Genomic DNA, 4,612 nt, shown 5'->3' on the forward strand with positions numbered 1-4,612 from the left:
GCGGCGAGCACCCGCAGCGCCACCAACGTCGGATAGTCGGGCCCACCCGCGGCGAGCGCGTTGGCGAGGGTGAACACCGCCGCCGCAGTGCCCAGGAGGGCACGCCCGCGGATGCGCGCGGCCCCGATCGCGATGACCGGCGAGGCGATCGCGACGGTGAGGGAGAAGGCGGTCACCAGCTGCCCGGCCACCGCCTCACTCACCGCCAGGTCGGCGGCGATCTCCGGGATGACACCGGCGATCACGTAGTCGTCGGTGTAGAAGACGAGGGCTCCCACACCGAGCACGAGAAGCCAGACGGGCACCGTCGGACGGTACTCACCACCGCCGACGCACCGCACGCGATTTTCGTCGCTCCGGGGCGGAGGCACCCGCACGCGTGCGAGAAGTACGGACACACGTTCGCAGAGCGCGGACACGCGTACGGGAACTGCGGACACGCGTGCGTAGCACGCGGACACGATGCGGGGTGGTCAGCCTCGGCGGTGGCGCAGGTAGTCGCTCACGACGGCGGCGCCGAGGCCTTCCGGGTCGGGGGCGATCACGCGTCCTCCGGAGCGGCGCGCGAGCACGTCGACGAACGCCGCCAGTCTCGGTTCGTCGCCCAGCCGGAACACGGTGAGCGACGCGCCCAGCCTGGCGATCCGGTCCACTTCGGAGAGAGTCTTCGCCACGGTCCGGGGGCTCGGCGGGTAGGAGAACTCCGCCTCGCCGTCCGCCTCCAGGTGTGCCGTCGGCTCCCCGTCGGTCACCAGCAGCACCACGGGCACGGCGTCCGGGTGCCGCCTCAGATGCCGCTCGGCGAGCAGCAGCGCGTGGTGGGCGTTCGTGCCCTGCTCCCAGGTGCCCTCCAGCCCCACGAGCTCACCGATGCGCACCGACTGCGCGTACCGGCCGAACGTCACGACCTGCAGCGCGTCGCCACGGAACCGCGTGGTGATCAGGTGGTGCAACGCCAGCGCGGTGCGTTTCATGGGCAGCCACCGGCCCTCGGACACCATCGACCACGACGTGTCCACGCACAGTGCCACCGCCGCGCGCGCCCGGTGTTCGGTCTCGGCGACCTCCACGTCGGCCACGTCGAGCCGGATCGGGCCGGAACGGTCGCTCGCCGCGGTGCGCAGCACGGCGTTGCGCACGGTCTGCGACACGGCCCACGGTTCGCTGTCCCCGAACTCCCACGACCGCGTGGACCCGGTGGGTTCTCCCGCCGCACCCGCCGAAGCGGTGTCCCGCCGGCCGGCCCGGCTCCGCAGCGCACGGACGACGTCGGCCAGCGCCGTCTCTCCGAGCCTGCGCAGCGCCCTGGGCGTCAGCCGCAGACTGCCGTCGGGCGCACGCTCGACGACCCCCTGCTCCCGCAACGCTCGTTCCAGTTCGGACAGTCGGCGTGCTGCGACACCGGCGTCCGGTCCGAGCTGCTCCTCCAACGCCTCGATGTCGATGTCCTCCAGCCGAGCCCCCGGATACGACTGGGAGAGCTGCTCGGCCAGCGCGTCGAGCTCGGAGAGGTCGGTCATCGCCCGAGCCCCCTCGGCCAGCCCCAGCGGGTCGTCGCCCCGGAAGCGCGCGGACGACGTCCAGTCCTGGCCTGGACGCAGGCCGCGCAGCAGCGAGTCGAGCTGGGACAGCTGCTGTCCGATGCGCGGGTCTCCGAAGGCCTGCTGGGACAGCTCGGCGAGCTCCTGCCGCTGGTCGGGTGTCATCGAGTTGAGCATGCGTTGCGCCGCCGCCGCGCGGCTCGCGAGCACGTCGACGAGCTCGTCCATCGTCCGCGGGTTCTCGGGGAAGAACTCCCCGTGCCGCCGCATGAACTCGGCGAACCGCTGCTCGATGTCGCCGAACCCCTGTGCGTGCGCGGCCAGCAGGGCGTTCAGGTCGGTCAGCATGCGGTTGATCCGCTCCACGTCCTCGGGCGAGGTGGAGCGCAGTGCCTCCTTCATGCCCTCGAACCGCGACTGCATCAGTTGCTGCCCGAGCAGTTCCCGGATGCGCTCGTAGTCGCGCCTGCCGGTCTCGGTGGCCCACTCGTAGTCGGCGAGCTCGCTCACGGCGGCGGCCGTGCCCGACGGCAGGGCGTCCAGCTGAGCCTCCCGGAACCGCGCCTCGTCGGAGGGATCGGCGAACGCGGCGCGCCGTTCGGCCGCCACTGCCTCGTCGAGCAGGCGGCGCACTTCCTGCAGGGTGCCGTCGAGGCGGTGCCGACGCTGGATCTCGGCCCGGCGTTGCCACAGGCGCCGGGTCAGCTCGTCCAGACCCGGTGTCGACCGCGTGCCCCGGCGCAGCAGTTCCTCGAGCGCCGATCGCGGTGACGCGCCCGCCATCACCTCGGAGCCGAGGGCGTCGACCGCCTCGCGGAGGTCGGGCGGCGGGGCCAGTGGGTCGGGACCGCCGTGGTAGGGACCGTACGAATAGGATTCGGCCATACCCGCTCCTCGCTAGGGGCCGTACACCGCGGTGGAGCCGTCGACGTCCTTGGCGACCCGGCGGGCCAGGTACAGCGATTCGAGCGCGAGCTCCACAGCGGACGCCAGGCGTGGGGCGGGCTCGTCGGCCGAGACGCCCGCTCGCTGCGCCACCTCGTGCAGCACGGGGAGTTCCGGCAACGCGGCGAGCAGCTCGGCACCGGTGACCCGCTCCCCGGTGGCGACGAGGTGCCCGTCGGCCACGGCGTCGACGAGAGGCCGCAGGTCCAGGCCCGCGAAGAGTTCGCTCGCGGTCTCGGCGACGGCGCGGCGCAGCAGGTGGACGAGGTGCTCGTTCTCGCGGCCCTCCTCACCCGGTTCGAACTCGATCTTGCCGCGCAGCACGTCGGGGACGGCGTCGAGATCGACCGGTCGCGCCACGGCGGGGTGTTCGCCCGTCAGCGCGGATCGCCGCAGCGCGGCGGCGGCGACGGTCTCGGCCGCGGCGACGGCGAACCGGGCCGACACACCCGAACGCTGGTCCACCACGGTGGAGCCGCGCAGGTTGCGCACGAACCGCGCCAGCACCGACAGCAGCGGGTCACCGACCTCGGCGACGAGGCGGGCCTCCTGTTTCACCACACCGACCTCGGCGGCGACGTCGAGCGGGTAGTGGGTGCGCACCTCCGCGCCGAAACGGTCCTTCAGCGGCGTGATGATGCGCCCACGGTTCGTGTAGTCCTCGGGATTGGCGGTGGCGACCAGCAGCACGTCGAGCGGCAGCCGCAGCGTGTACCCGCGGATCTGGATGTCGCGCTCCTCCATGACGTTCAGCAACGCCACCTGGATGCGTTCGGCGAGGTCGGGTAGTTCGTTCACCGCGACGATGCCGCGGTGGGCCCTGGGCACGAGGCCGTAGTGGATCGTCTCCGGGTCACCGAGACTGCGACCCTCGGCCACGCGGACGGGGTCGACGTCGCCGATGAGGTCTCCCACGGAGGTGTCCGGGGTGGCGAGTTTCTCGGTGTAGCGGGCCGACCGGTGCACCCAGGCGACGGGCAGCTCGTCCCCGAGCTCGTCAGCCCGCCGACGCGAGGCGGGCGTGATCGGCGCCAGGGGGTGTTCGGCGAGTTCCGCCCCCTCGACGACGGGGGTCCACTCGTCGAGCAGCCCGGCCAGTGTCCGCAGTACGCGGGTCTTTCCCTGTCCCCGCTCGCCGAGCAGGATCACGTCGTGCCCGGCCAGCAGCGCACGCTCCAGTCGGGGCAGCACGGTGCGCGAGAACCCGACGATTCCCGGCCACGGGTTCTCCCCGGCGCGCAGGGCGGCCAGCAGGTTGTCGTGAATCTCGCTCTTCACGCTCCGGGGCCGGTACCCGGCGGCCCGCAGTTCTCCCGCGGTGCGGGGCAACTCGGCGGGCGGGCGTGGGGAGATCGAGGACTGTGGAGACGTCACAGCGACGACGCTACTGCTGCTTTCGCCACACGTCGACGTGGACCCGCTGCCGGTAAGCTCGGTCCTCGTGTGTTGTCCCAGTGCGACTCTCGCCGTGTGGTCCTCGGCCTGGCTGTCCGGCGCGGCCGCTCCCGACGACGTACTCGACGCCCTCGAGGTGTGGGGCGAGGCCCACGAGGTGGTGGCTCACGACCCGGCGACCGGCTCGACGTTCGACCTGCCCGTGGACGGTGCGGTGCCCGCGCCGCCCGCGCGCTTGCTGGGTTCGTTGCGACGGCTGGGAATCGCGGACGGTCGCCTGGTCCTGCCGGTTGCGGGCGACGTGCGCGGGCTCGGCGCCGGCGGACCGTTCGCGTCGGCGGCGCTGCACGTGGGCGAGGCACTGGTGTTCGCCGACGTCGGTTTCGGGGTCGTCCCGCGGCACCTCGCCGAGGGCCTGTGGCGCTGGACCGTGTTCCCCCTGACCGAGCACCCGGTGTCCGGGCGACCCGCTCCGGAGTACGTGCCGCTCGGCGAGGCCGAACACGGGCTCACCGAGGCGGTGCGGGACAGTGCGGGGACGTTGCAGACGCTGGACGTCGCTCGCGACCGTCCCGGTGTGCGGGCGGAACTCTCGGCCCGGTTGCGGTCCCGGCCCCACCCGGCGTGGCCGTCGGGGATGCCCGGCAGGGCCCTGCGGGTGCTGCAGCGCGCCGACGAGGTCGCGGCCATCCTGGAGCTCGCCAAGGCCGACGAGCCGGGCGGCGCGGTGT

Annotated in this window: 4 protein-coding genes; 1 reads left to right on the forward strand and 3 read right to left on the reverse strand. The window is 73.0% G+C overall.

The window, feature by feature from the left end; genetic code table 11:
* The 3 genes from SACAZDRAFT_RS23665 to SACAZDRAFT_RS04205 form a co-directional block, all read right to left on the reverse strand.
* The coding region (locus SACAZDRAFT_RS23665) for an MFS transporter (protein WP_005439003.1) at positions 1–305 on the reverse strand (305 nt) is incomplete at its 3' end.
* 168 nt (positions 306–473) lie between these two features.
* Positions 474–2,426, reverse strand: a complete 1,953-nt coding sequence (locus SACAZDRAFT_RS04200; RefSeq protein ID WP_005439005.1) for a VWA domain-containing protein — start codon at positions 2,424–2,426, stop codon at positions 474–476.
* Positions 2,427–2,438: 12 nt separating this feature from the next.
* The gene (locus tag SACAZDRAFT_RS04205; RefSeq protein ID WP_040927660.1) at positions 2,439–3,860 is read right to left on the reverse strand and encodes an ATP-binding protein; all 1,422 of its coding nucleotides are present in this window, start codon (positions 3,858–3,860) and stop codon (positions 2,439–2,441) included.
* Positions 3,861–3,927: 67 nt separating this feature from the next.
* On the opposite strand from SACAZDRAFT_RS04205, the gene SACAZDRAFT_RS04210 reads away from it, so the two are divergent.
* Positions 3,928–4,612 (forward strand): hypothetical protein (locus tag SACAZDRAFT_RS04210; protein WP_040927661.1); only part of this gene is annotated, 685 nt, incomplete at its 3' end.

This window comes from Saccharomonospora azurea NA-128 (assembly GCF_000231055.2).
In the GTDB taxonomy this organism is placed as follows: domain Bacteria; phylum Actinomycetota; class Actinomycetes; order Mycobacteriales; family Pseudonocardiaceae; genus Saccharomonospora; species Saccharomonospora azurea.